Source organism: Cupriavidus sp. F041 (assembly GCF_057814235.1).
Genome location: NZ_JBVASY010000001.1, coordinates 462,212 through 485,501, shown reverse-complemented (window position 1 = coordinate 485,501; position 23,290 = coordinate 462,212). Strand labels below are relative to the sequence as shown.

The 23,290-nt window shown below is 66.6% G+C and carries 22 protein-coding genes; 12 read left to right on the top strand and 10 right to left on the bottom strand.

The features are described from left to right. Positions 1-99: 99 nt before the first annotated feature. Both ACZY0R_RS02225 and ACZY0R_RS02220 read right to left on the bottom strand, forming a co-directional pair. Positions 100-1,725 (bottom strand): rhodanese-like domain-containing protein, encoded by a 1,626-nt coding sequence (locus tag ACZY0R_RS02225; RefSeq protein ID WP_488856932.1) that lies wholly within the window; start codon positions 1,723-1,725, stop codon positions 100-102. A 48-nt stretch (positions 1,726-1,773) separates the two neighbouring features. Beyond that, positions 1,774-2,376, bottom strand: a complete 603-nt coding sequence (locus ACZY0R_RS02220) for a cysteine dioxygenase family protein (protein WP_488856931.1) — start codon at positions 2,374-2,376, stop codon at positions 1,774-1,776. A gap of 290 nt (positions 2,377-2,666) precedes the next feature. On the opposite strand from ACZY0R_RS02220, the gene ACZY0R_RS02215 reads away from it, so the two are divergent. Continuing rightward, entirely contained in the window at positions 2,667-4,928 is a 2,262-nt protein-coding gene (locus ACZY0R_RS02215) for a rhodanese-like domain-containing protein (RefSeq protein WP_488856930.1), read from the top strand. 127 nt (positions 4,929-5,055) lie between these two features. Here the strand turns inward: ACZY0R_RS02215 and ACZY0R_RS02210 are convergent, their stop codons facing one another. Further along, positions 5,056-6,060, bottom strand: a complete 1,005-nt coding sequence (locus ACZY0R_RS02210; RefSeq protein WP_488856929.1) for a tripartite tricarboxylate transporter substrate binding protein — start codon at positions 6,058-6,060, stop codon at positions 5,056-5,058. Positions 6,061-6,339: 279 nt separating this feature from the next. On the opposite strand from ACZY0R_RS02210, the gene ACZY0R_RS02205 reads away from it, so the two are divergent. From ACZY0R_RS02205 to metC, 5 genes are read left to right on the top strand one after another with little or no spacing between them, the layout of a single operon-like run. Beyond that, positions 6,340-7,188, top strand: a complete 849-nt coding sequence (locus ACZY0R_RS02205) for a transporter substrate-binding domain-containing protein (RefSeq protein ID WP_488856928.1) — start codon at positions 6,340-6,342, stop codon at positions 7,186-7,188. After that, entirely contained in the window at positions 7,188-7,934 is a 747-nt protein-coding gene (locus ACZY0R_RS02200; protein ID WP_488856927.1) for an amino acid ABC transporter permease, read from the top strand. Before ACZY0R_RS02205 ends, ACZY0R_RS02200 begins: the two co-directional genes overlap by 1 nt. Continuing rightward, the gene (locus ACZY0R_RS02195; RefSeq protein WP_488856926.1) at positions 7,921-8,724 is read left to right on the top strand and encodes an amino acid ABC transporter permease; all 804 of its coding nucleotides are present in this window, start codon (positions 7,921-7,923) and stop codon (positions 8,722-8,724) included. Before ACZY0R_RS02200 ends, ACZY0R_RS02195 begins: the two co-directional genes overlap by 14 nt. Then, complete coding sequence (locus ACZY0R_RS02190) at positions 8,711-9,565, top strand: amino acid ABC transporter ATP-binding protein (protein ID WP_488856925.1); 855 nt, start codon at positions 8,711-8,713, stop codon at positions 9,563-9,565. The genes ACZY0R_RS02195 and ACZY0R_RS02190 overlap by 14 nt, the downstream gene beginning before the upstream one ends. A gap of 32 nt (positions 9,566-9,597) precedes the next feature. Continuing rightward, on the top strand, positions 9,598-10,806 hold the full coding sequence (metC, locus tag ACZY0R_RS02185) for a cystathionine beta-lyase (protein ID WP_488856924.1): 1,209 nt from the start codon (positions 9,598-9,600) through the stop codon (positions 10,804-10,806). Positions 10,807-11,016: 210 nt separating this feature from the next. Here the strand turns inward: metC and ACZY0R_RS02180 are convergent, their stop codons facing one another. Continuing rightward, positions 11,017-12,435: an NCS2 family permease gene (locus ACZY0R_RS02180; RefSeq protein WP_488856923.1), complete on the bottom strand. Its 1,419-nt coding sequence runs from the start codon at positions 12,433-12,435 to the stop codon at positions 11,017-11,019. 808 nt (positions 12,436-13,243) lie between these two features. Continuing rightward, entirely contained in the window at positions 13,244-14,332 is a 1,089-nt protein-coding gene (locus tag ACZY0R_RS02175) for a hypothetical protein (RefSeq protein WP_488859751.1), read from the bottom strand. Here ACZY0R_RS02175 and ACZY0R_RS02170 point away from each other — a divergent pair. Further along, the gene (locus ACZY0R_RS02170) at positions 14,267-14,716 is read left to right on the top strand and encodes a type VI secretion system baseplate subunit TssF (protein WP_488859476.1); all 450 of its coding nucleotides are present in this window, start codon (positions 14,267-14,269) and stop codon (positions 14,714-14,716) included. The two genes, ACZY0R_RS02175 and ACZY0R_RS02170, sit on opposite strands and share 66 nt — an antisense overlap. Beyond that, positions 14,716-15,258 (top strand): type VI secretion system lipoprotein TssJ, encoded by a 543-nt coding sequence (tssJ, locus tag ACZY0R_RS02165; protein ID WP_488856922.1) that lies wholly within the window; start codon positions 14,716-14,718, stop codon positions 15,256-15,258. The genes ACZY0R_RS02170 and tssJ overlap by 1 nt, the downstream gene beginning before the upstream one ends. Positions 15,259-15,399: 141 nt before the next feature. Here the strand turns inward: tssJ and ACZY0R_RS02160 are convergent, their stop codons facing one another. The 3 genes from ACZY0R_RS02160 to ACZY0R_RS02150 form a co-directional block, all read right to left on the bottom strand. Further along, positions 15,400-16,575: a CaiB/BaiF CoA transferase family protein gene (locus ACZY0R_RS02160; protein ID WP_488856921.1), complete on the bottom strand. Its 1,176-nt coding sequence runs from the start codon at positions 16,573-16,575 to the stop codon at positions 15,400-15,402. 63 nt (positions 16,576-16,638) lie between these two features. After that, a complete protein-coding gene (locus tag ACZY0R_RS02155) occupies positions 16,639-17,610 on the bottom strand; it encodes a tripartite tricarboxylate transporter substrate binding protein (RefSeq protein WP_488856920.1) in 972 nt (323 codons plus the stop codon). 51 nt (positions 17,611-17,661) lie between these two features. Beyond that, positions 17,662-18,426: an enoyl-CoA hydratase/isomerase family protein gene (locus ACZY0R_RS02150; protein ID WP_488856919.1), complete on the bottom strand. Its 765-nt coding sequence runs from the start codon at positions 18,424-18,426 to the stop codon at positions 17,662-17,664. Positions 18,427-18,499: 73 nt separating this feature from the next. On the opposite strand from ACZY0R_RS02150, the gene ACZY0R_RS02145 reads away from it, so the two are divergent. The 4 genes from ACZY0R_RS02145 (at position 18,500) to ACZY0R_RS02130 (ending at position 21,345) form a co-directional block, all read left to right on the top strand. Next, positions 18,500-19,183: a GntR family transcriptional regulator gene (locus ACZY0R_RS02145; RefSeq protein ID WP_488856918.1), complete on the top strand. Its 684-nt coding sequence runs from the start codon at positions 18,500-18,502 to the stop codon at positions 19,181-19,183. A gap of 151 nt (positions 19,184-19,334) precedes the next feature. Then, positions 19,335-19,955 carry a flavin reductase family protein gene (locus ACZY0R_RS02140; RefSeq protein WP_045236767.1) on the top strand — a complete coding sequence of 207 codons (621 nt, stop codon included), beginning with the start codon at positions 19,335-19,337 and terminating at the stop codon, positions 19,953-19,955. A 251-nt stretch (positions 19,956-20,206) separates the two neighbouring features. Beyond that, positions 20,207-20,686, top strand: coding sequence for a nuclear transport factor 2 family protein (locus ACZY0R_RS02135; RefSeq protein WP_045236768.1), 480 nt, complete (start codon positions 20,207-20,209; stop codon positions 20,684-20,686). Positions 20,687-20,784: 98 nt separating this feature from the next. Then, on the top strand, positions 20,785-21,345 hold the full coding sequence (locus tag ACZY0R_RS02130) for a TetR/AcrR family transcriptional regulator (protein ID WP_488856917.1): 561 nt from the start codon (positions 20,785-20,787) through the stop codon (positions 21,343-21,345). A 36-nt stretch (positions 21,346-21,381) separates the two neighbouring features. On the opposite strand, the gene ACZY0R_RS02125 is transcribed toward ACZY0R_RS02130, so the two are convergent. Both ACZY0R_RS02125 and ACZY0R_RS02120 read right to left on the bottom strand, forming a co-directional pair. Next, complete coding sequence (locus ACZY0R_RS02125) at positions 21,382-22,023, bottom strand: LysE family translocator (RefSeq protein ID WP_488856916.1); 642 nt, start codon at positions 22,021-22,023, stop codon at positions 21,382-21,384. 102 nt (positions 22,024-22,125) lie between these two features. Then, on the bottom strand, positions 22,126-23,244 hold the full coding sequence (locus ACZY0R_RS02120) for an NAD(P)H-dependent flavin oxidoreductase (protein ID WP_488856915.1): 1,119 nt from the start codon (positions 23,242-23,244) through the stop codon (positions 22,126-22,128). Positions 23,245-23,290: the final 46 nt, after the last annotated feature.

Below are 23,290 nucleotides of genomic sequence, written 5' to 3'. Positions count from 1 at the left end.
TTATGAGATATTAATCAATGGCAGGCGAGTTGTCCGCGAGTCGATAACAACGCCCGAGAGCAACGCTTCCGGGATGGCCAAAGCCAACGGCGAATGATTTCACGCGGCCTTGTGACGGGCCGGCGCCAGCGCGGCGGGCGCCGGGATCCGGAAGCGGCCGATCTCGTCCGGCGCACACTGGGCGATCAGTCCCGTTTCCCAGGCCAGATAGGCGCGGGCGGCGTCCTTGTTGCCTTCGTGGCGGTCGTGCACGAAGAAAAGGTAGTCGATGCACGTCTCGGGGGGCAGAGGCGTGGCTTCTGCTGCTTCGGGCAGGCCTGCGGCTTGCCAGGTACGGTAGCCCTCGGCCAGGCGATATACATGCCGGTAGCCTTCGGCCAGCAGGTCCAGGCCGGCCAGGTTGGCAATATGCGGCTCGCTGGCGATCAGGATGACCGGATGGTCGTGCGTGGCACCGAGGCGGTCGAGCGTGGCCGGCAGGCGCGGGCGGATCGACCAGGCTGCGCCTTCGGCATGGCCGCGTGCGTATCCGGCGCTGTCGCGCAGGTCGAAGCGCAGCGTATCTGGCGCTTCGGCATACAGAGCGCGCAGCAGGTTGGCGTCGAGCACCGGCAGGGCGTGGGCGGGCAGGGTGCGCGGCGGCGCGGGTGCCTTGATGGCGGCATTGACGCCATGGGCCAGCACGGCGCTCTCGTAGCCGAGCTGATGCAGCCAGCTCGCCACCACGGGCGCCCGCACGCCGTCGTCGTCGAACACGATCACGCGGCTGCCGCGTACGCCGATGTACTGGTCGGTGGCCTGCACCAGCTGGCCACCGGGCGCATGCCGCGCGCCGTCGATCGATCCCTGGGCGAATTCCTCCGCGGTGCGGATGTCGAGCAGGTAGGTGGTGCGGCGGTCGTCGTCCAGCCACTGCTGCGCCTGCGTGGCCGACAGCGCGGGCAGCCCGTCGCGCTGCAGCAGCCGGGCCAAGCGCGCACGCGCTTCGGCCAGCTCGCCGGCTGCCGGGGCGGGCGGGTAGCGGCGCTGGCTGCCGTGCTCCAGCGTATAGTCGGCCAGGTACCAGCCCTGCGTGCCGTTTTCCAGCGCCAGCACCGGATTGGGCAGGCCGAGGTTGCGCAGCGTCTGGGCCCCGATGATGCTGCGCGTGCGCCCGGCGCAGTGCACCACCACGGTGGTCCGTGCATCCGGCAGCAGGGCGGACAGGCGCAAGGCCAGTTCGCCGTTGGGCAGGCTGTGCGCGCCGGGGATGGTCATCTTCTGGTGTTCTTCGAAGGTGCGGCCGTCCACCAGCACCAGCGGCTCGCCGGCGGCGCGGCGCGCCACCAGTTCCGCGGCGCTCAGGCGCGGCGTTTCCTGCAGGTGTTCTACCAGTTCGCCAAACGTCTTGGACGGCACGTTGACGCCCTTGAACAAAGTGAAGCCAGCCAGAGCCCAGGCCGGAGCGCCGCCGGCCAGCAGCGTGACGTCCCGGTAGCCCAGCGCCGCCAGCCGTTGCGCCGCGCGCCCGGCCACGCCGTCGCCGTCGTCGAGTAGCACGATGCGCTCGCCCAGGCGCGGCGCCAGGCGCGCCACGTCCAGTTCCAGCCGGCTGTAGGGCAGCGGCACGGCGAAGAAGGGATGGCCCTCGCCATACTGCCCGTGCTCGCGCACGTCGAACAGCGCCAGCGGCTGGCCGTCGTTAAGCCAGCCGCGCAAGGCGACGGCGTCGATGGATCGGGTCATGGATTGCTCTGCGTGAAGAAGGGTGTTGGGGCGCTGTCCATTGCAGCCTCAGGCGGCGATCTTTTCGCTGCGGTTCAACTGGGTGGCGTTGTAGTTGACGATGCGCCCGGTTTCCGGCTCGATACCGATGCGGCCCGTCAAGGTTTCGAGCGGACGGCCGTAGAGGTGGAAATGCAGCGTCGGCGCGTCGCCCGCCACGTGAATGCTGTGGATGTCTTGCGGCAGGAAGCTGATCGGCGTGCCCGGGCGCACCACCAGTTCGCGCTCCAGTTCGATGCTGGCTCGCTCGGGGTTGCTGCCGTCGTCGGTGCGGCGGTAGACGCGGTTGAGCTCATCGCCCTGTACTGCCACGATCACGGCCCAGGTGTCGTGGTTGTGCGGGATGGTTTTCTTGCCCGGCACGATGGAGTTGAGGTAGAGCGCCGGCAACTGGCCTTCCTCGCTCAGGCGGTAGCGGGTGGAGGTGGTGGTGCCATCGCCGGGCGGCGGAAAGTCGGCAAAGCCGAACAGGTCCTTGCGGCTGGCCAGGTTCTGCAGGACCGCGGCGACCTGTGCCAGCGTGGCGCGGTCGATGTCGCGCTGCGCGGTCAGTGCGCGGACTTCGGCAAGGGTGGTGGCAATGGCGGCAGTGCGCTGGTTCCGGGTCGTCATGGGGGAGTCCTTGGTCGGTGCGAAGCCGCGGCGGGTGGCGGCAGGCCTTCACTCTAAGGAATACGCGGCTGCGCAAGAACGAACAATATCGACGATGCATATGCGAAGCCGTGCCGGTGGGCGAAGCGCGCCCATGCGCGGCGGCCACGGCATAACGATCTGCGATCTGATTCGTTAGCCGGCGGCGCAACTTCTCTTAGGCTCTAGTGTCCGGTGCGCGGGCAAGCCGCAGGCCGCGCAAGCCGCGCACTGTCCCCGCACTCTCCCAGCATTCACGAGAATTCCTCGCCATGACCATTACCGACCTGACCCAGACCTTTGTCGATGACGCGGCCGCCGGCGACGTAAGCGATGCCCGCGCCGCTGCGGTCGCGGCCTTTATCGCCCGCGCCCGCAAGATCGCCGCCCGCCAGGCCGCCGACAGGGCGCCGCTGGCCGTGCTGGCCGACGAACTGGTGGCGCTGGCCGGCCAGGCGCACCTGTTCCCGCTCGAGCACTTCCCCGTGGACACGGCACGGCCCGCCGCGATCTACCGGCTGGCCGAAGATCCGGACGGCGGCTTCGCGCTGTTCGCTTCCGCCGGCCTGCCCGGCAAGGCGCAGCCGCCGCACGACCACACCACCTGGGCGGTGATCGCCGGGGTGCGCGGCGTCGAGCGCAATGTCATCTTCCACCGCAGTCAGGGCACCAAGCCCGGCCAGGACACGCTGGAGCCGCTGCGCCAGCTCGATGTGCGGGCGGGCAATGCCATCACGTTGTCGCCAGCCGACGTGCATACCATCGAGCTGACCGGCGACACGCCCGGGCTGCACCTGCACTTCTACGGCCTCACGCTGACCCGCCTCGCCGCTCGCGTGAAGTTCGAGCCCGTGCCCGAGGACGGCACCCAGTACACCTACCGCACCTATGCCGCGCCGGCGCTGATCCGCCATCCGCTGGTGAGCCCGGCCGCGCTCAAGCGCGCCATTGCAGCGGGCGAGGAACTGGCCGTGCTGGACGCGCGCGAAGAAGGTGCTTTCTCGCGCGAGCACCTGCTGTTCGCGGTGCCCGCGCCGCTGGGCCGGCTCGAGACCACGATCGACCGCCTGGTGCCGCGCCGGACCACGCGCATCGTGGTGACGGACCTGGCGGAAGATGTCGCCCACGCGTCCGCGGCCAAGCTGCTGCGTTTCGGCTATACGAACGTCTCCGTGCTGGAAGGCGGCACGCGCGCCTGGCAGGCGGCGGGCTATGAGGGATTCAGCGGCACCAACGTGCCAAGCAAGGCCTTCGGCGAGGTGATCGAGCATGAGCTGCGCACGCCGTGGATCACCGCCGAGACGCTCAGGCTCTACCAGGACCGCGGCGACAACGTGGTGGTGGTGGACAGCCGCCCCTTCACGGAATTCCAGAACATGAGCATTCCCGGCGCGGTCGACTGCCCCGGCGCGGAACTGGTCTACCGCATCGGTGAGATCGCGCCCGATCCCGACACGCTGGTGGTGGTCAATTGCGCCGGCCGCACGCGCAGCATCGTGGGCGCGCAGACGCTGATCAACGCGGGCATTCCTAATCGCGTGGTGTCGCTCAAGGACGGCACCATGGCCTGGCTGCTGGCGGGCTACAAGCTGGACCACGGCCAGACCCGCTTCGCGCCGCAGCCGGGCGATGCGGCCCAGGCGGCCGCGCGCGAGCGTGCGGCGCGGGTGGCCGAACGCGCCGGCGTGCGGCATATCGATGCGGCGCAGCTGGCCGCTTTCGAGCAGCAAGCCGGCGCACGCACGCTGTACCGCTTCGACGTGCGCTCGCCCGAGGAATACGCGGCAGGCCACCTGCCCGGCTGGCGCGGCGCGCCCGGCGGGCAACTGGTGCAGGCCACCGATGCCTACGCCGGCACCCGCAGCGCCCGCATCGTGCTGGCCGACTGGGACGGCGTGCGCGCGCAGATCACGGCCGCGTGGCTGGCGCAGTTCAGCGGGCATGAGGTCTACCTGTTCCGTCCCGCGCCGCTGGCGCCGCGCGAGTCCGGGCCGGAGCCCGTGCGCGTGCTGCGTGCCTCCGAGGTGGAGGCGCCCTGGATCGAGGCGGCATCGCTCGCCGAGTTGCAAGCGCGGGGCGGGGTAAGCGTGGCCGACGTGGACAGCAGCCTTGCATTCCGCCGCGGCCATGTGCCTGGCGCCTGGTTTGCCACACCGGAGAAGGTGGCGCTGGTGCTGGAGCATGGGGAGGCTGAAGACATCATTGTCGTGACGTCATCGGATGGCGTGCTGGCGCAGTCGGTTGCGGCAGAGTTGCGCCGCACCAGCGGGCGCGACGTTCGGGCACTGCTCGGCGGCAATGCGCGCTGGCAGGCGCTGGGCCTGCCTGTTGAACCAGCGGGGGCGGGTACCGCTGCCGCGGCGCGCGTGCTGACCGGTGACGATGACGCGTGGTACAGCGCTTACGCCTACGAGGACGAGAACCGCCGCAAGGCAGAGATGCATGCCTACCTGAACTGGGAGATCGGCCTGGTCGATCAGCTGGAACGCGATGGCGATCTGCCGGTGCGGCTGGTGGACTATCGGCAGGACTGAGAGCGTGGTGAGGGCAGGATGGCCCTCGTGGGTTTTCCTGCGCTCTGGCAGCGTGGAGGTTCTCGCTTCGGGCGGGCGCCCGCCATGCGGACAGCGCTCACATCACGCGAGCGCCGTCCCTCGCGCCTCAACGCAATGAAATCCCTGAAGCCGCAATCACGGAGGCGTACTTCGGCAAATCGCGCGACAACGTAGCGTCCAGTTCCTGCGCTGAAGACCCCACCACCACATATCCCGCATCCTCCAACTGTCCACGCGTGGCCGGCACATTGAGCACCGCCGCCACATCGCGGCTGATGCGCTCCACCACCTGCGTCGGCGTGGCCGAGGGCGCGATCAGCCCCTGCCAGCTTTCCACCGCAAAGCCGGCGGCCCCGGCTTCCGCCATGGTTGGCACTTGCGGCAGTGCCTTCGAACGATAAGGCGTCGTGACCGCCAGCGCCGTCAGGCGCCCTGAGCGCACGTAGTCTGTGACCGCCGCCAGCGTGATCAGCGTGGCATCGATATGCCCGCCCAGCAGGTCCACCGTGGCGGGTGCGCCACCGGCATACGGAATGTAGTTGACCTTGATGCCGACCTGCCGCGACAGCATTTCATGCGCGACGTGGGCTATGCCGCCGTTGCCCGGCAGGCCAAGCGTCAGTTCGCCAGGCTTCTTGCGCGCGAGCGCGATGTAATCCTGGAAACTGCGCAAGCCCAGGTCGGGCCGCGCCACCAGGATCTGCGGATTGACCACCGCCTTGCTCACGCCGCGAAACGCATGGCCGGTGTCGTAGGGCAGCGTCTTGAACAGCGAGGCATTCAGTGTCACGCCTTCCCCGCCCAGCAGCAGCGTATGGCCGTCAGGCCTGGCCCTTGCCACCTGTGCCGCGCCCAGGGTGCCGCTGGCGCCAACCACGTTTTCCACTACTACCGGCTGGCCCCATTTCTTGCTGAGCTTGAGGGCCAGCGTGCGCGCGAGCTTGTCGGCGCTGCCGCCGGGAGCTACCGGCACCACGATGCGCACGGGACGCGAGGGAAAGGTCTCCGCGGCTACCGTGGCGTGGCTGTGGAACGGAACGCCTGCGATGGCTGCCACGCCGGCAGCGACAGGAAGGCAGAAGAGGGTGCGGAACACGGTACGGCGTTGCATGGGATGTGGCTGGAGACGAATCGAGCGCAAAGCTTAGAAAGCGCGGCGGGCACGGCCAACGAATCTTTCCGCGCATGGATATGCGGTGTTGCCCGGCCCGGCGGCGCTGCGACCGGCAACGCGCAGCGCATAACGATGGGCTCATTTATTCGTTCCGTGTTCATTGGCGCATGCGTACAGTTTGCTGACCGAATGGCGCACTTGTCGCCCCAGCCAGCCCCTCCGGCGGCATGCCATCCGCGCAAAACACGACTTCGCCTACAAGAACTCGAACACACCATGATCCGCATTTTTCCCCTGCGTTCCCCGCGTCCCATCGTCCTCGCCGCTGCCGTGCTGGCAGGTACCTTCCTCACCGGCGCCGCCCATGCCGACGCCACGCTCGACAAGATCCGCCAGCGCGGCAGGATCGTGGTCGGCGTCATGCTGTCCGGCAGCGCCTTCGGCTCGATCGATCCCGCCACGCAGAAACCCGTGGGCTTTAACGCGGAGCTTGCGCAGGACCTCGCCAGGCAACTCAACGTGGAGCTGGAAACGGTGCAGGTGCAGCCTTCCAACCGCGTGCAGTTCCTGCAGCAAGGCAAGGTCGATGTGCTGATCGCATCGATGGAATACAACGCCGATCGCGGCGAGCAACTCGGCCACGTGCCCACGCCTTACTACCGCGTGGGCGGCGCCGTGATCGTGCCCAGGCAGAGCGATATCCGCCGCTGGGAAGACCTCAAGGGCAAGACGGTCTGCATCTCGCAAGGCAGCAGCTATACGCGGCCGGTACAGGTGGAATACGGCGCCATCCCGAAGGGCTTCAAGGGCTCGGCGGAATCGCTGCTGGCCCTGCGCGGCGACAATTGCGCTGGCGCCGTGCACGACAACACGCTGCTGCAACCGCTGGTGCGCGGCAATCCCGAGTGGCAGAACTACCGCATCGTGCTGCCGGAACTGAACCCCGCGCCCACCGTGATCTGGACCCGCAAGGGCGAGCAGGACACCATCCAGGCCGTCGACCGCATCGTGCAGAACTGGCACCGCAGCGGCTGGCTGGTGGCTACCGAGAAGAAGGCCGGCATCCAGCCGCCTTCGCCTGCGCTGACCGAACTGCACGACAAGTTCAAGGGCGGCCGTTCCTGATGGATGCAGCCATTGCCTGGGGGATCGAAGCGGCGCGCCGCCTCGGCCTGAACTATGCATTTCTTGCCGACGCCTATGACCGCGCTTCCTTCGTGCATGGCGCATGGGTCACCGTGCAACTGGTGGTCTGCACGCTGGCCGGCAGCCTGGTGGCGGGGGTGGCCATGGCGGCGTTGCTGACTTCGCGCCGGCCTTTGCTGGCCGGTACTACGCGCGCCTTTGTGGAGGTCACGCGCAATACGCCCACGCTGGTGCAGCTCTATTGCGCCTTCCTCGTGCTCAATATGCTGATCACCCATGCCTTGCAGGATGCGCAGCGGAGCAATCCGCTCACGCCGTTCCTGTGGGTGGTGGTGGTGCTGTCGCTGCACAAGGGTGTGTTCCATGCCGAAGCCTTGCGCGCGGGCATCGAAGCGGTGCCCAGGGTCACGCTGGAGGCGGCGGCCTCGCTCGGCTTCGACCGCCGCACCTTGCTGTGGCGGGTGCAGTTGCCGCTGGCGGTGCGCTTCGCGCTGCCTGCCCTGGTCAACAATTCCGTGGACCTGGTCAAGGCCACGGCGGTGGCGTCGGCCATTGCCGTGGGCGATATCACCTATGCCTCCATCATGATCTGGACCCAGCGCGATAACGTGCTGGAACTGATGGTGCTGTTGCTGCTGTTTTTTGGCCTGCTGACCTGGGTGGTCAGCCAAGTCGGCAACTGGCTGGAACTTCGGCTGAGGATGCCCGGCTATGGCGACCGCTGACTCCACTTTCCGCGGCGTGCCGGCATGGCCGCGCGTGGGCCGCTTCGCCAGCCTGCTGTGGCTCCTGCCGCTCGTGGCGGTGGCGCTGGCCGCCACCCGCCATCCGGACCTGGCGCGGGCGCTGGCCAGCGCATGGCAATGGTCGCCGGCGCTGGCGCGCGGCTTCCTGGTCAATATCGGCGTGAGCCTGCTGGCAATCGCGCTGGGCACCGCTGGCGGGCTGCTGGTCGGCGCGCTGCGGCTGTCGCCGCTGGCGCTGCTGTGGCGCCCGGCGCAGCTTTATGTGCAGGTGTTCCGCAACGCGCCGTGGCTGGTGCTGATCTACTTCTCCACCTACGTCTTTCCGTTCGAGGTGAACATCGGCAGCCATATCGTGCCGTTCCCGGATTGGCTCAAGGTGGTGGTCGGACTGGCGCTGCCGGCCAGCGCCAATGTGGCCGAGGTGCTGCGCGGCGCGGTGCAGTCGATCCCGCTCACGCAGTGGGAGGCGGCCAGCTCGATGGCGTTCTCGCGCTGGCAGATCCTGCGGCTGATCGTCGGGCCGCAGTGCGTGCGGCGCATGCTGCCGCCATGGATGAACCTGTACGCCACACTCACCATGAGCACCGCGCTGGCTTCGCTGGTGGGCGTGCACGATTTGCTCGACACCGCGCAGATCGCCAGCAATACCGTCAACCAGACTGCTTTTACCGTGCTGATCTACTTCATCGTGCTGGCGATGTTCTTTGCCTGGTGCTACCCGATCTCGCGCTTCACTCGTTTCCTGGAACAAGAACATGCTGTTGCCTGAACATAGCGGCGGACCCGTCTTGTCCGCAGTCCCCACGCCAGCGCCGCTGGTTGCGCTACGCGACGTGCACCTCGCGTTCGGCGGCAACGCGGTGCTCAAGGGCATCGACCTGGAAGTGCGGCGCGGGCAGGCGGTGTCCATCATCGGCCCGTCGGGCTCGGGCAAGTCCACCATCCTGCGTTGCATTACGGGCCTGCTGGCCCCGCAGCAGGGCATGGTGACGGTGGGCGGCGTGGCGGTGCGCGAGCTGCGCAGCGAGGCCGAGCGCATCGCGCTGCGCAGGCGGGTGGGCTTTGTCTTCCAGCAGTACAACCTGTTTCCGCACCTGACCGTGTTGCAGAATCTCACCATCGCGCCACTGCGCGTCCTGGGGCGCGGCCGGGCCGAGGCCGAGGCTACCGCCATCGAGCTGCTGCGCAAGGTGCGCCTGGCCGACAAGGCGGGCGCCGATCCGGGCGAGCTTTCCGGCGGCCAGCAGCAGCGCGTGGCGATTGCCCGCGCGCTGGCGATGGAGCCCGAACTGATCCTGTTCGATGAGGTGACTTCGGCACTGGACCCGGAAACGGTGGGCGAGGTGCTGAACGTGATCGGCGACCTGGTGGCGGAGGGCCTGACCTGCCTGCTGGTCACGCATGAAATGCGCTTTGCCGAGGAGATCAGCGACGAAGTGTATTTCACCGAGAGCGGGCGGATCGTCGAGCATGGCCCGGCCCGCCGCATCTTCAGCGAACCGCGCAGCGAGCGCACGCGCGCCTTTCTCAACCGCGCGCTGGGTGCCGCGCCGCGCGTGGCGGCCGATCCCTTCGTCTTCTCTTTCGACAAGCTGCGCTTCGCCGTTTGAGCGCCGCCCGGTCCAATCCCTATCGAAGAACCATGAGCCATCATCGCGATACCCAACTGATCCATGCCGGCACGCCACCGTTCAGCCAGGGCCACGGTCCGGTCAATGTGCCGGTGGTGCGGACCAGCACCGTGCGCTTCGAGAATACCGACGCCTACGACGATATCCGTGCCCGCCATGCGCGCGGCGAGCGCGTCAGTTCCTACGGCCGGCAGGGCATGGACACGCATCGCGCGCTGGAAGATGCGATTGCCGCGCTGGAAGGCGGCAACCGTACCTTCCTTGCGCCTTCCGGGCTGGCGGCGATCTCGCTGACTTTCCTGGCGCTGCTCTCGCCCGGCGATCATGCGCTGGTGGCGGACAGCGTCTACGCGCCGGTGCGCCGGCTGGAGCAGACGCTGCTGCGCCGCCTGGGCATCGAGGTCAGCTATTTCTCGCCCAGCCAGCATGATGTGGACGCGCTGATCCGTCCGAATACGCGCCTGCTTTACCTGGAGTCGCCCAGCTCGCTGCTGTACGAGGTGCTGGACCTGCCGCGACTGTCGCAGATCGCGCACCGGCATGGGGTGGTGGTTGCCGCCGACAATACCTGGGCGTCCGGTCACGTGCTGCAGCCGCTGGCGCTGGGCGTGGATATATCGATCCTGGCCTCGACCAAATACATCAGCGGCCATTCCGACCTGATGCAGGGCGCGGTGGTGGTCAGGGATGAAGCGCTGGCGCGCCGGATTGCCGATACTCACGATAGTTTCGGGCTGGCCATCGGCGCGGACGATGCCTACCTGGCGCTGCGCGGCATCCGCACGCTGGCGGTACGGCTGGCGCAGCATCATCGCAACGCGCTGGCGGTGGCGCGGTTCCTGGAAGCGCATGAGGCGGTGGGGCGGGTTTTCTACCCGGCCTTGCCCTCGGACCCCGGTCATGCGCTGTGGCGGCGGGATTTCTCGGGCGCCAACGGGCTGGTGTCATTCGCGCTGCCCGGCGCCGATGCTGCGGCGGCGCGCAAGCTGGTGGATTCGCTGCGCTTGTTCGGGCTGGGGGCTTCCTGGGGCGGGTATGAAAGCCTGGTGCAGGTGGCCGCGCCGGAACGGCTGGCGACGCATTCGTACTGGCGAGGCACCGAGCCGGTGATCCGCCTGCATATCGGCCTGGAAGCGTCGGAGGATTTGATTGCCGACCTGGAGCAGGGACTGGAATTGGCGCTGCAGGCGGTATTGCCGCAACGGCGCGCGGCGGCCTGAGCTTGGCGGCCAGCGCCTTGCGCGCAGTCATTCGGGGCGAGGCCGCACAAAAAAAGAAGCGGGACGGGAATTTGCCCGCTTCGCAAAAAAGCCAGTGTCATCGTTGCGCTGGCTTTCAGTACCCACTGGCGTGGCGGCACCGCGCGGCCCATCAGCCCGCGCGGTGCCGCCTGCATCATCGGCCGCGGCGCGCGCCGCGGCCGTCAAGCCTCAGATGGCCCATCCGCCGCCGTAGAACACGGCCAGCGCCAGGGCGATGCTGACGGTGCCCACATTCAGCTTGCGGAACTCGCCGGCCACGACGCGGCCGATCACCAGGGTGCAGAAGCCCAGCATGATGCCGGTGACGATATTGCAGGTCAGCACGATAAAGACCGCGCATACCAGCCCGGCCATGGCGTCGACCATGTCGTCCATATGCAGCTTGCTGACGCTGCTGAGCATCAGCAGCCCGACATACATCAGCGCGGGAGCGGTGGCGTACGAAGGCACCAGCCCGGCCAGCGGCGAGAAGAAGATCACCGCCAGGAACAGCAGGCCCACTACCACCGCGGCCAGGCCGGTCTTGGCGCCGGCGGCTACGCCTACGCTCGATTCGATGTAGGCCGCGGCGGGCGCGCCACCGAAAAAGGCCGAGAAGATCGAGCTCAGCGAATCCGTGGTCAGGGCACGGCCGCCGTTGGGGATCTGGCCTTTCGCATCGAGCTGGCCGGCCTGGCCGGCAACCGCGCGGATCGTGCCGGTGGCATCGAACACGGCGGTCATCACCAGCGCCAGCACGCTGGGCAGCACTGCCAGCGACAGCGCGCCCTTGATGTCCATGGAGCCGATCAGCGAGGCATGGCCCGGCGCGCTCAGCGCGGGCAGCGCGAACACGCCGGAGAACTTGACGGCAGGGTCGAAGGCCAGGCCCAGCGCGGAGATCGCGACGATCACCAGCAGGATGCCGCCGGGCACCTTGCGCCGTTCGAGCCCGAAGATCGCGGCCAGGCCAAGGATCGACATCACCACCGGGAAGGCTGTGATCTTGCCCAGCGCAACGGGCAGGCCGGCGCCCGGATTCTTGATCACGAGCCCCACGTCGTTGGACGCGATCAGCAGCAGGAACAGGCCGATGCCGATCCCCGTGCCGTGCGCCACGCCGGACGGCAGGTTGCGCAGGATCCAGGAGCGCACCCCGGTCACGGAAATGGCGGTGAACACCACGCCCATCAGGAAGATCGCACCCAGCGCGACGGCCGGGGAGAGACCCTGCCCGAGCACCAGCCCGAAGGCAGTGAACGCGGTCAGCGAGATGGCGCAGCCGATGGCGATCGGCAGCCTGGCCCACACACCCATCAGCAACGACCCGAAGGCCGCGGTCAGGCAGGTGGCGACGAATACGGCACTGGAGTCAAAGCCCGCCTTGCCGAGCATGCCCGGCACCACGAACACGGAATAGACCATGGCCATGAACGTGGTGACGCCGGCAAGCGCCTCGCGGCGGCCAGTGCTGCCGCGCGCACTGATCTGGAAGTAGCGGTCAAGGAAGCCATTGACTTCGATGGCCTCGATGGTGTCGATGGCCTTGGCCTCGATCGCTTCGGTGCCGGGGGCGGCGGCACGGCCGGGGAACGGCTGCTCAAGCATGGCGGAGTGTCTCCTTTGTGGTGCACTGGGGCGGCGGCTACGCCGCTCGTACTCCAGGCTGTCTCGCTTTTTCGTTGTCGTTACCGGGGCGGGTCTGCGGGCCGTCGCGCACTGGATTGTGTCGCGTCCGGCACTGCATTTGCCGCGGTACGTCGCTGTCGGCCGGATCTTCGCCACTCCGTGCTGGTGGTGCCGGTCCGACATGGCGCAAGACTAAGGGAGGCGCAGGATTCGTTCATAACGGCGCAGACATGCCTGTTATTGGGATTTGGATATATGTGAGGTGTCCCGCGGATCCCTGGTTGTAGGGGGCGCAAGTCCGTGAATTGTGGCTGCTGGCGGGTGGGCGGGCGACGATGAATGCGGTGGGGGTGGGGATGTTGCTCGGTTAGTCAGGAGTGCACTTACGTGCGGTATCGGATTTGCTGGCTTTTGTTTGAGGGGGGGGCGATTCTACCAGTGGATACTGAGGCGGCCGTTGGGGTGGGGTTGGCTTTTGTGCGCAAAAGCCATACGGTGTTCCGCTGCATGGGCTATCGGTCACTTTTTGCGTTGGCGCGTTGGCAAAAGAATAGCGAAAAGCAAGACGACCCTACCGGGGCACGGGCTCTACAGTTCGATTTTCTCTGGATGCAGAAGAGTGACAGAGGGTCCGCAGCTGCGGCTCATTGAGTTTCCAGGCGTCACACCAGTCGCCGGCCACCTCGGCCTTTTGGGTTCCTTCATTGAATTATCTGAGGGATGTTCAGCGAATTACAAAGCCGGTCCGACCAAGCATCTTATCGCACCAGGACCCGTGTGCTCGACGTCATTTAAGGCCCTCCGCCACAACGCGCTCGGCAAGTGCAGCCCATCTTTTCGGGCTGTCTCGCACGACATGGGCATAGTAGAAGCGCCCCTCGCACTTGCCGGCGAGCGACTGCATATTTAGCATCGGCGCCGATTCGACCAGCTCGCGCCAAGGCATTCCGGCGTAGATCGGGTCTCCAAGGTGCTTCAGGTCGATAACAATGGTCTTGCGGATGTTCTCGTGGCTGCGTAGGTGCGCAAGGAATCCCGTCTCAATCGGCGAACCCACCAATACCAAATGGTCGATCACGTGGCCGGCGCGGGCATATGACCATGCGGTTTGCGCGGCCAGGAGAGAGCCGTAGCTGTAACCGATCAGGTTGAACTGCGGCGCCTCCGCTGCCATACCGCTCGTAATCGTCCACTGGCTGTCGTCGCGTGATCGGATCATCATTCCCGAATGGATAGCGTCAAGCAATGTGCCAGCGAACTCGTTTCCATTTGGCATGCCAGCGCTAGCAGTATGGGTCAGTCCAGCGAAGCAGTGTGCAATCCCCGCCTTCCGGAACGCATCGAGCAGCGGCTGAACATATCCGCCGTCCAGCCCGGCACCGCCCCAATACAGCGTGCCGCGGGGCCGTAGCAGATAGACCTTGACCGGCGCCCGGTCCTCGACGGGCGTATGTTGTACCTTAACTGACTTGATCGGCTGCGTCAGGCGCCCCGCCCCCAAGATTTCGATCGTCATGGTCGATGCGGTGTCGCTGGCGACGCGCTCACTCATCCCCTGTTCGTCAGTGCGGCCGTCAAACGTACCCCGCTCACCAATGAGGCGATACCTCATGCGCGCCAACGGCTGCCCCGTCTGCTCGTTGATGAGCTGGATCTGTTGGTCGTACTGCGGGTTGGATGCCGCAAATATGCTTTGTGCGGGGGAGATAGCCGCGGGTGCACCATTGCGCGCGCCCACATCGTCGAACCACTTTTCGCCGGCAAGCCGAGCAACAATGCGCGGCGGCGTCGGGCACCCGCACAGGACAATATCGCCGTCCAGGGCAATCTCGCCCATGAACTGCATCCGGCGTGGCCCGCCGGCCTTAGCAATCATGCCGGTGCTCTTGCAGGCTTCGCAATAAGCCTGGCCTCCAATCATTGCTGTCTGGCAATCGGGATCACCAAAAGTGCAACCTCGGCCTGGAGAGGGCAGGATCTTCCCGCCATCCTCCAGAAGCGCATCGCGGCGATCCGCCACGTATGGATTGATCAGCAGAGAGTTCTCCGGAAAGGAGGCATGCTGCGGGAGTTCGTCATTTACGTGGAGATTGATCCAGCAGGCTTCGTCGGCCCAGGCGACGTGGCGCTGTTTGGGGACGTGCTGAGTCACTTCGTGGGGCGGTACGCCAGTTATCACTATTCGGTGCGGCTCGTGCTTGTTGCGAACGACAAGGAGATGGCGTATCCCGCCACCGAATTCACCGGATCGGGGTTCTGATGGAAGTGAAACACGTGACGTTGCGATGGGTGCGGCGATCGGCGTCTTCCCTGGCGTTGACAGGGCTGGTCACGCTGCCGACCGGCTGCGGTGCCTGGCAGTCGGTCAAAGCCACGACGGTGGAGGCGACGAGTGCGGTCTTCTTCGCGAAGGTCAAGCAGATGAACCTCGTGATCGTGAGCCGCAGTGCGCTCAATCCGGATGAGCGCGGCGTATCGTTGCCGGTTGTGCTGCGTATTTACCAGTTGAAGGACTCGAAAGCGTTTGAAACAGCCACCTACGCGCAACTGCTCGCAGGTGCCAGCGAGCCGCTGAAGGCGGATATCCTCGGCCGCACGGAAGTGACGCTTGGCCCCGCCGCAACGGTCAGGCTGTCCGAGCCGATGGCTGATGACGCGCAATACGTCGGCGTCGTGGCGTTTTTCCGTGAACAGTCGAACGCCGAATGGCAACTGGTGATTCCGAAGGCGCGATGGAAGAAAGCCGATCCGGTGGAACTCGTCGTCACAGACAACCGGCTCGAACTGGAGACAACGCATTGAACGCCTCGAAGGTGATGCGGGCCCTCGTATCAATCAGAGGTGCCGTTGTAGGGCATGCAGCTTCGGGGGCGTGAGTGGCCGCGTCACCACGGCCGGCGCTGGTTTCGTGGTTTTGTCTCTGGCGGCAGGCGCCTGCTCGTTTCAGCCCGCCTCGACGTGCTGGCCAAATTCCTCCAGGAGTCGATGGCGGTGCTCATCCAGCCTGGGCGATCGCTTGAAGCTGCTCAGGCCGGATTGGCTGCCGATCTTGATCGGGTTGCCCGCCAGGGTGATGGGCCGGTCTTCTCCAATGCTGGCTTGCAGCAGCATGCCGCGCGCTTGCACATGCGGGTCCTGCACGATGTCGGCAACGCTTTGCAGCGGACCGTGCGGCACGCCGGCGCCTTCCAGCGTGGCCGACCAAGTGGCGCTGTCGGCATCGGCCAGGCGCGCTTCCAGGCATGTCTTCAAGTCTTCGTGATGCTGGTTGCGTGCCACCACCGTGGCAAAGCGCGGATCGGCGGCCAGGTCGGGCTGGCCTAACGCGGCGCAGAGTTTCTGGAACAGGGTGTCATTGCCCGCGGCGATGACGATGAAGCCATCGGCGGTCTTGAACATATCGAAGGGTGTGATCGAGGGGTGGCGCGTGCCCAGCGGCGCGGGCACGGTGCCGGTGGCGGAGTGGCGCACGATGGCGTTTTCCAGCAGTGCGACCTGGCAGTCGAGCATGCCGATATCGACGCGTTCGCCAAGCCCGGTGCGGCCGCGCTTGAGCAGCGCCGACTGGATGCCGATGGCGGCGTACAGCCCGGCACCCAGGTCGCCGATGGATACGCCGACCCGCACCGGGTCGCCGCCGGTCTGGCCGGTCACGCTCATCAGGCCGCCCATCGCCTGCACCACCATGTCGTAGGCGGGGCGATCGCGGTATGGGCCGGTCTGGCCGAAGCCCGAGATCGAGGCATAGACCAGGCGCGGGTTAGCCGCATGAAGGGCCTCCCAGGTAAAGCCGAGTCTTTCCATCACGCCGGCGCGGAAATTTTCCACCAGCACGTCGGCGCCGGCGATCATGGTTGCCAGCACTTCACGGTCGCGCGGGGACTTCAGGTCGAGCGCGATGGATTCCTTGTTGCGGTTGACCGAGGCGAAGTACGCCGATTCGCCATCCACGAACGGGCCTACATGCCGGGAGTCGTCACCGCCTGCCGGGTTCTCTATCTTGATCACGCGCGCGCCGAGGTCGGCCAGCATCATGGTGCAGTAGGGACCGGCCAGCACGCGGGTCAGGTCCACCACGGTGAAGCCCGCGAGCGGGAGGTCTGCGGCATTGCGATTCATGGAAATCCTTTTTGGGCCGGGAGGCCCCGGGTACATCGAACGAGCGGGGGGAGGGCGTGCGGCTCAGTCGATCCTGGCGCCGCTGCTCAGCGTCAGGTCTGCCACGGTCTTGCCTTCGCGCTGCGCGAACTGGCGGAACTCCGCGGGCGATGCGGACGGCGAGACTTCCTCGCCGCGGCTGGCCAGCCTGGCCCGCAATTCCGGCTTGGCCAGTGCCTTGGCCGACGCGGCGAAGAGTTTCTCGATCACGGCAGGCGGTGTTTGCGCCGGGGCAAACAGGCCATACCAGTTGGTCACGTCGTAGCCCTTGATGCCGGCTTCGGCGATGGTCGGGTAGTTCGGCAGCACCGTCGAACGCCTGGCTGAAGTCACGGCGATGCCGATCACCTTGCCGGTGTCGATCATGGCTTGCACGGAGGCCGGCGTGGCGAAGGTGAGCTGCGCGTCGCCGCCGGCTACTGCCTGCGCGGAGGGCGCGCCGCCCTTGTACGGCACGTGGGTGAGTTGTACATCCGCCAGCCTGGTGAATTGCACGCCGGCCAGATGCGTGATCACGCCGTTGCCTGAAGAGGAGTAGTTGAGCGTGCCGGGATGCTGGCGGGCTTTCGCCACCAGGTCGGCAACGCTGTTGATCCCGGATGCCTTATTGGCCGCGAGCAGCAGCGGCGAGACCGTCAGGCGCGTGATGGGCGCGAAATCCGTGGGCTCGTAGCGAATGTTCTTGTACAGCACCTTGTCGCCGCCCATCAAGCTGGCGCCGGCGATGTACAACGTGTAGCCATCGGCGGGCGCTTTGGCCACGGTCTCGGCGGCAATGGTGGTGCCGGCGCCGGGCTTGTTGTCGACGATGACCGGCTGCCCCAGTTCCTTCGACAGTGCGTCTCCATACAGCCGCGCCACATTGTCGGCGCCGCCGCCGGCAGGGAAGCCGATCACCAGACGGATCGGCTTGGACGGGAAGGCGTCCGCCGCCAGCGCGGGGCCGGCCAGTGCGGATGCAAGCAGGAACAGCAGGGTTGGGTGTCGCTTGGTCATCGTTGTCTCCTGATTCTGTGTTTTGTGTTGATCGTGCCGGCCTCTGCGCGCCTACCTGCCGCTGAACACCGCAGCGCGCTTCTCGCGCCAGGCGGCTGCGCCCTCGCGCAAATCCGCCGACACCTCGGCCCGCGCGATCTCGCGTTCCAGCGCGGCCGTGTCCAGCGCGCCGCGCGCGATCTGGTTCAGGGCCTGCTTCATCCCCAGCAGGGCGATGGGTGCCATGCCGGCGAGCGTGGCGCTGAGCGTATCCACGCGCTGCGCCAGGGCGTCAGCCGCGACGATCTCGGTCAGGAAGCCCACCTTGAGCATTTCAGCCGCATCGAGCCGGTCGGCCGTCAGGAAGAGGCGCTTGGCGGTGTCCACGCCCAGCCGGCTGACATAGCGTTCCAGTCCGCCCCGGTAGAAATGCAGGCCGAGCCTGGCCGCCGGCATGAACATGTCGCAGTGGGGCACGCCCACGCGGAAGTCGCAGGCCAGGCAGAGATCCGTGGCGCCGCCATAGACGCCGCCGTTGACCGCTGCGATGGTGACCGGGCGAGCGGCTTCGATCAGATCGATCATCTCGCCGAAAGCCGGCGCCCCCGCCTCGTCGGCATTGGCCAGCGCGCCGATGTCGTAGCCGCTGCAGAAATACTTGCCGGTGCCGGTGAAGCGCAGTACCAAAACAGTCTCCATCGCATTGACGGAGTTGATATGCTCGCGAAGTACCTGCAAATCACGCGGACTTAGCCGATTCGCTACTTCGGGACGTTCAAAGGTGATGGTTGCAACGCTTCCATCGATGCTGAGCCGAGGTTCGCCGTGTTGGTGCATATGAGTTTTGTGTTTAGATATATTAAAATTGATTTTAGATATGCCCAAAGAACCATCAAATCGAGGTTTACCCGTGCAATCGCTCCAAGACCGGATCCGGGAGGCGATTGAGGAAGAGATTCACGCCGGCAAACTGAAGCCCGGATCGCAGCTGGACGAGCGCGCACTGGCCGAACAATTCGACAGTTCGCGCACGCCGGTGCGGGAGGCATTGCTGATGCTGGCGGCGCAAGGCCTGGTGACGATCGTGCCGCGCGCGGGGATCTTCGTGCACAAGCCGACCGTGGCCGAACTGGTGGCGATGTTCGAGACGCTGGCCGAGATGGAGGGCGTGGTGGCGCGGCTGGCAACGCAGCGCATCAGCGAGGCGGGCAGGGCGGCGCTGTCGTCGGCGTTCGAGCATGGCCGGGCCTTCGTGGAGGCGGCCGATACGCCGGGCTATGTGGATGCCAACCGTGATTTCCACGATGTGCTCTATCAGGCTACAGCCAACCCTTACCTGGCGGAGCAGATTCGCATGCTGCGGCGGCGGCTGGCGATCTACTGGCGCCATCGCGGACTCATCAACCCCGCTCGCGTGCCGAGTTCCTTCCAGGAGCATGGCGTGATCGTGGCGGCGGTGCTGGCGGGCGACGCGGACGCGGCGGCTGCCGCGATGCGCGCGCATCTTTCGGCGGGGGGCAAGGCCGTCGCCGATCTGGTGCTGCTGGCGCAGGACGCTTATGACGAGCCTGCCGCCGGCGCGGGAGGGCGCTGAGGCAACCGCGCCGCGCCGAGCGCGCTGGCGCGGCAACTGGTAGCATCGCAGGCAGCTTGTTGGGCGCCCAAGGGTGCCCGATATCCCTGGATGAAGGGGGCTGCGCCGCTGCCTCCGTTTTTCAACGCTGTATTCCTGAGTCTCCCGCCTCGTGTCCGCCGATACCTATTTCTACGAGCCTGCCAACGGGCATGGCCTGCCGCACGATCCCTTCAATGCCATCGTCGGGCCGCGACCGATCGGCTGGATCTCCTCGCGCGGTGCCGATGGCATTGTCAACCTGGCGCCCTATAGCTTTTTCAACGCCTTCAACTACACGCCGCCCATCGTGGGTTTTTCCAGCATTGGCTACAAGGACAGCGTGCGTAATATCGAGCAGACCGGCGAGTTTTGCTGGAACCTCGCCACGCGGCCGCTGGCGGAGGCCATGAACGCGAGTTGCGCCGCCGTGCCGCCGGAGGTCGACGAGTTCGTGCTGTCCGGTCTCACGCCCGTAGCATCGCGTGCGATTGCCGTGCCGCGCGTGGCGGAAAGCCCGGTCTCGTTCGAATGCAAGCTCACGCAACTGATCCAGCTCGAAGGCGTCAACGGCGAGAAGGTGCCGACCTGGCTGGTGCTGGGCGAGGTGGTGGGCGTGCATGTCGACAAGGCACTGCTAAAGGACGGCATTTATGACACCGCCGCTGCCCGGCCGATCCTGCGCGGTGGCGGCCCGGCCGATTACTTCGAGATCGGGCCCGAGGCACTGTTCCACATGCGGCGCCCGCGCTGAGCGCTGAAGGCGCTGCCGCCCGAGGTTCCTGCCGGCTGATCGCCGGCTTTTTTACGCCTGCGAAATCCACCTTGACAGACAGACCTGTCTACATAAATAATGTAGACAGGTCTGTATCATTTCGTCCGTTTCCGATGGGTCGTGCGAACCCGCCGGGCCGTGAAGGATGTGCTGCGGACCCGCTTTCCGATTCCTAAAATCCGTCGCGGCCATCCCGGCCGCCGGGTTCTTTCACAGCCAGGAGCAACCGAATGTCGTCCAACCCCGAAGTCCGCCCCCCCTTGCCCCCGTTCACCCGTGAAACCGCCATCCAGAAAGTGCGCGGCGCCGAAGACGGCTGGAACAGCCGCGACCCCGAGCGCGTGGCGCTCGCCTATACCGTCGACAGCGCCTGGCGCAACCGTGCCGAGTTCGTCAACGGCCGGGAGGCCATCGTCGCCATGCTCACGCGCAAATGGCAGAAGGAGCTGGACTATCGCCTGATCAAGGAGTTGTGGGCCTTCGATGGCAACCGCATCGCGGTGCGCTTTGCCTACGAATGGCACGATGATTCCGGCAACTGGTATCGCTCCTATGGCAACGAGAACTGGGAGTTTAACGAGGCCGGCCTGATGCAGCGGCGTTTTGCCTGCATCAACGACGCGCCGATCAAGGAGGCCGACCGCAAGTTCTTCTGGCCCCTGGGCCGGCGCCCCGACGATCACCCGAGCCTGAGCGATCTCGGCTTGTAAGGCGCACGGCCTGCCGCGGCAGCGCATGCCGTGCGCGACAGGCCGAAGCGTGATCAGGGATAATCCGCCCAACTTTGCACCCAAGGAAACTTTCAGCCATGGCCACGCCTTCCGCCCGCGAGCGCATCCTGGATACCGCGGCCCGCCTGTTCTACCAGGATGGCCTGCGCGCCACCGGCATCGACAAGATCATTGCCGAATCCGGCGTGGCCAAGATGTCGCTGTACCGGCATTTCGCCTCGAAAAACGAACTGATCTCCGCCTTCCTGGACCGTCGCCACGACAGCTGGATGGCATGGTTCGAGCAGGACGTGAAAGCGCGCTTCGCCGCCACGCCGGGGCTGGAAGTCATTGCCGATACGTTGGCCGACTGGTTCACCGACGGAGAATTTCGTGGCTGCGCCTTTATCAATGCGGTGGCCGAAGCGGGAGCCTCCGGCGAGGGCACGCAGGTCGAGCAATCGGTGGCGCACAAGGCGGCGCTCGCTGCGTTTATCGGCACGCTGGTCAGGCGGCTTGGCCTGCCGGAGCCCGACGCGATTACCGAAGAGGCGATGCTTTGCGTCGAGGGCATGATCGTGCGTTACCAGATGACGGCCGATCCTGGTGTTGTCGATGCCGGGCGCCGCCTGCTGCGCCGCCTTCAGCAAGTGCACTGAAAGTCAGCGCCGACCTGTAGACGACCAGTTGCCGGACTATTGCCGCAGCGAGGTGATCAGCCGGATACCGAGCAGCGCCATCACGCCGCCGGCGGCGCGGTCGAGCCAGAGCTTGAAGCGCAGGTAGAAGGCGCGCGGCGCTGCCGACGACAACGCCACCGCCACGATGGCGTACCAGCCAGCCTCGATCGCAAAGACCATCACCGGCAGCGCTAGCAGCAGGGACGCCGGCACCTCGGCCGGCAGCAACGCGGCAAAGACGCTGGCGTAGACCACGGCCGTCTTGGGGTTGCTCAGTTGCGTGGCGAATCCGCTCAGCAGAGCGCGGCCGCGTCCCGGCGCTTGTGCGCCGTTGGCTGCCTGCGAACCGGCAGCCATCGCAAGGGGCTCGCTGGCGCCGCGCCAGATGCGCACGCCCAGGTAGACAAGATAAAGGCCGCCGCCCACCTTCATTGCCATGTAAAGCCAGGGCACCGCCGCCAGCAGGAGCTTGAGTCCGAGTAGCGCGGCCGCGGCAAACACCACGCCGCCCAGCCCCATGCCAAGCGCCATGTGGAGCGCATCCGCGCGCGAGCGGGCAATGGCGGCGCGGGCCACCATGACGAAGCTCGGGCCGGGGCTGACAGCGCCGAGCGCCAGTGCGCCGCCAATGGCCAGTGTCGAGGTGAAAGCGTCCATGCGTCTGTCTTGTCGGGAGGGGAAGGGAGATGCGCCGCGGGTCGGCGCGATGCCGATGCGCCATGTTAGCAGCAAGACGCCCGCCCTCAGCGTTCCTCCCGTTCAGTCGCCGCCGGACGCCATCCGGCTCAGCCCTCCAATGGCCTCTGCCAGTTCCGCGCGCAGTACCGCCATCAGTTCGGTTGCCGGCAAGGCGCGCGATAGTTGCGCGGCCTGGCCGGCCCATTGCGCCGCAAACTCGGCATTGCCGCGTGCCTTGGCAGCCGCGTGCAGCGCCTTGCCGGCATCGTAGGTGATGGGGTAATCGGGAATCGGCGGGCAGTCCGGCGCCTCGCCCAGTTCGGTGAGGCGGTTCACGAAGCCGCGCGCTCGGCGGCCGGAGATGGAGCGGGTCAGCGTCGTGGGGGACGGCTCGCCTGCCAGCAGCGCGGCCCGGTAGGGCGCGTCGGCCGCGGTTTCCGGGGAGGCGACGAATGCCGTGCCCAGTTGCGCTGCCTGCGCACCCAGAGCCAGCGCGGCGGCAATGCCGGCGCCGTCCATGATGCCGCCGGCGGCGACCACCGGCAGGGCAGTGTTGCGGACCAGCAGGCGTACCAGGGCCATGGTGCCAAGCCCTTCGTCATGCCCCTCGGTCTTGAATGTGCCGCGGTGGCCGCCGGCTTCCACGCCCTGCGCCACGATAGCGTCGATGCGCGCATCGGAGATCTGCCGCGCTTCAGCGAGATTGGTGGCCGTGGCCATCAGGAAGATGCCGGCCTCGTGCAGTGCGTCGATCCAGGCCTGCGCCGGCAAGCCGAAATGAAAGCTCACCACCGCCGGCCGCTCTTCCAGCAGCATCGCGTACATGGCGTCGTCGGCAACAAAGCTCTTGTAGATCTCGCGCAGCGATGCGGGTGGCGTGGCGCCGAACTCGGCGAAGCTCGGCGCCAGGTAGGCCAGCCATTGCGCTTCGCGTGCAGGATTGGCGGCGGCGGGAGCGTGGCAGAACAGGTTGACATTGAACGGCTTGTCCGTCAGTGCGCGGGTCTCGCGGATAACCTTGCGAGCGCCGTCGGCGTCCGTGGCGCCGACGCCAAGCGAGCCGAGGCCACCGGCATTCGATACCGCCGCGGCCAGTGCCGGCGTGCCAACGCCGGCCATCGGCGCCTGGATGATGGGGGTAGCGATGCCGAGCCGGGCTAGCAGCGTGCGTGGCTGCGTGGCTTGGGTGGGGGTGTTCATTTGCAGGCTCCTTCGAGAGAGGTTGGATCTGTGCGGTGTGCGCTCA

Bases quoted from the DNA above. Each gene is read 5' to 3' on its own strand.
- ACZY0R_RS02125 (WP_488856916.1), bottom strand. From the start codon at position 22,023: ATGGACGCTTTCACCTCGACACTGGCCATTGGCGGCGCACTGGCGCTC.
- ACZY0R_RS02120 (WP_488856915.1), bottom strand. From the start codon at position 23,244: ATGAACACCCCCACCCAAGCCACGCAGCCACGCACGCTGCTAGCCCGG.
- ACZY0R_RS02160 (WP_488856921.1), bottom strand. From the start codon at position 16,575: ATGAATCGCAATGCCGCAGACCTCCCGCTCGCGGGCTTCACCGTGGTG.
- tssJ (WP_488856922.1), top strand. From the start codon at position 14,716: ATGGAAGTGAAACACGTGACGTTGCGATGGGTGCGGCGATCGGCGTCT.
- ACZY0R_RS02175 (WP_488859751.1), bottom strand. From the start codon at position 14,332: ATGATTGCTAAGGCCGGCGGGCCACGCCGGATGCAGTTCATGGGCGAG.
- ACZY0R_RS02195 (WP_488856926.1), top strand. From the start codon at position 7,921: ATGGCGACCGCTGACTCCACTTTCCGCGGCGTGCCGGCATGGCCGCGC.
- ACZY0R_RS02130 (WP_488856917.1), top strand. From the start codon at position 20,785: ATGGCCACGCCTTCCGCCCGCGAGCGCATCCTGGATACCGCGGCCCGC.
- ACZY0R_RS02210 (WP_488856929.1), bottom strand. From the start codon at position 6,060: ATGCAACGCCGTACCGTGTTCCGCACCCTCTTCTGCCTTCCTGTCGCT.
- ACZY0R_RS02150 (WP_488856919.1), bottom strand. From the start codon at position 18,426: ATGCACCAACACGGCGAACCTCGGCTCAGCATCGATGGAAGCGTTGCA.
- ACZY0R_RS02180 (WP_488856923.1), bottom strand. From the start codon at position 12,435: ATGCTTGAGCAGCCGTTCCCCGGCCGTGCCGCCGCCCCCGGCACCGAA.
- ACZY0R_RS02200 (WP_488856927.1), top strand. From the start codon at position 7,188: ATGGATGCAGCCATTGCCTGGGGGATCGAAGCGGCGCGCCGCCTCGGC.
- ACZY0R_RS02215 (WP_488856930.1), top strand. From the start codon at position 2,667: ATGACCATTACCGACCTGACCCAGACCTTTGTCGATGACGCGGCCGCC.
- metC (WP_488856924.1), top strand. From the start codon at position 9,598: ATGAGCCATCATCGCGATACCCAACTGATCCATGCCGGCACGCCACCG.
- ACZY0R_RS02220 (WP_488856931.1), bottom strand. From the start codon at position 2,376: ATGACGACCCGGAACCAGCGCACTGCCGCCATTGCCACCACCCTTGCC.
- ACZY0R_RS02135 (WP_045236768.1), top strand. From the start codon at position 20,207: ATGTCGTCCAACCCCGAAGTCCGCCCCCCCTTGCCCCCGTTCACCCGT.
- ACZY0R_RS02190 (WP_488856925.1), top strand. From the start codon at position 8,711: ATGCTGTTGCCTGAACATAGCGGCGGACCCGTCTTGTCCGCAGTCCCC.
- ACZY0R_RS02225 (WP_488856932.1), bottom strand. From the start codon at position 1,725: ATGACCCGATCCATCGACGCCGTCGCCTTGCGCGGCTGGCTTAACGAC.
- ACZY0R_RS02205 (WP_488856928.1), top strand. From the start codon at position 6,340: ATGATCCGCATTTTTCCCCTGCGTTCCCCGCGTCCCATCGTCCTCGCC.
- ACZY0R_RS02155 (WP_488856920.1), bottom strand. From the start codon at position 17,610: ATGACCAAGCGACACCCAACCCTGCTGTTCCTGCTTGCATCCGCACTG.